We start from the raw sequence: 1,551 nt of genomic DNA on the forward strand, positions 1-1,551 counted from the left end.
GGCAGGGAGGGACGGGTGGAGATGGAGGCTCGGGAGGCCCCGGAGGCATCGGCGGACGTCGTGCAAGCATCCGCGTCGACCGCACCACGGAGACCTACGACACCTTCGGCGGTCACGGAGGCAATGGCGGCGCGGGTGGCGCTGGCGGACGAGGAGGCCACGGAGGTGGCGGCGCGGGAGGGCCCTCCGTCGGCGTCTGGTGTGCCGGAGATGCGGGAGTCACTCTCGGGCAGGGTGCCATCGTCGACCCCGCCAATGGTGGCGGCGGTGGCCAGAGCGAAGGGAACCCGGGCAACGAGGGACGCACGGTGCCAATCCTGGATTGCCGCACCACGCCCTGACTCACTGCATCGCCCGCTGGGTGACACCAGCGGGTGAGAAAACGCGACCTGGGGGCAGGTGCCTGTCTGCTTGCCCGGCGTGCGCCGGGCCCTGACTTCGCTTCCCGGGATTTCACCTGTTACGCTCCCCCGTGGTGGAGATGTCTTCCGAGCTGATCTGCGAAACCTGCGGTCTCACCGTTCCGTCCGAGACGGCGGTGTGCCCTCGCGATGGCACCGTCGTGCTGTCGTCGTTCCAGCCGACTCCACCGGAACCGAAGGTCATCGTGGAGCACCCCGGTACCGAAGCGACCGCCATCACCGACCCCCTCATCGGCCTGAAGCTGGGCGAGTACGAGCTGCGCGCACGCATCGGCGTGGGCGGCATGGGGCTCGTCTACGAGGGCATCCAGCCCCTCATCGGCAAGCGCGTCGCCGTGAAGGTGCTCCGCCCCGAGCTGGCGCACTCGTCCGAACAGGTGGCCCGCCTCCTCGCGGAGGCCCGCGCCGTCAACGCCATCCGCCACCGCGGCATCATCGACATCTTCGGCTTCGGCCAGCTCCCCGACGGTCGCCAGTACATCGTCATGGAGTACCTGGAAGGCCAGCCGCTGGACGCCATCCTCGCGGAGAAGGGCCGCCTCCCCGTCCCGGAGGCCCTGTCCCTCCTGGATGAAGTGCTCGCCGCCCTGGGCGCCGCGCACGGCGCGGGCGTGGTGCACCGCGACCTGAAGCCCAGCAACATCTTCCTCGTGCGCCAGCCGGACGGCTCGCGCTACGTGAAGCTGCTGGACTTCGGGCTCGCCAAGCGCGGCGAAGGCCCCACCGGCCGCACCGCGCAGACGCGCACCGACATGGTCGTCGGCACCCCGGAGTACATGGCGCCCGAGCAGGCCCGCGGCCAGTCCGTGGGGCCCATGACGGACCTGTACGCCATGGGCGTCGTCACCTTCGAAATCGTCACCGGCCGGCTGCCCTTCATCGGCAGCTCCCCGGTGGACCTGCTCATGAAGCACGTGGAGGCGCGCCCTCCCCGTCCTTCGGAGTTCGTCCCCGACCTGCCGCCCGCGGTGGACGCCTTCATCCTGCAGATGCTCACCAAGGACCCGGAGACGCGCCCCAACTCCGCGGATGCCCTGCGTCAGCACCTGTCCAAGCTGCGCCGCACCCTGCGCGCCACGCGCACCAACCCCACCGCGCCCGCGCCCGTCGAGCCCGCGCCGTCCAGGCC

Annotated in this window: 1 protein-coding gene and 1 pseudogene; both read left to right on the forward strand. The window is 70.9% G+C overall.

Annotated elements, in window-relative coordinates:
- Positions 1 to 341: pseudogene (locus tag D7V80_RS43360) on the forward strand (hypothetical protein); the annotation flags it as partial.
- 140 nt (positions 342 to 481) lie between these two features.
- The coding region (locus D7V80_RS40900; protein ID WP_147447402.1) for a serine/threonine-protein kinase at positions 482 to 1,551 on the forward strand (1,070 nt) is incomplete at its 3' end.

The organism is Corallococcus sp. CA054B (assembly GCF_003611625.1).
In the GTDB taxonomy this organism is placed as follows: Bacteria; Myxococcota; Myxococcia; order Myxococcales; family Myxococcaceae; genus Corallococcus; species Corallococcus coralloides.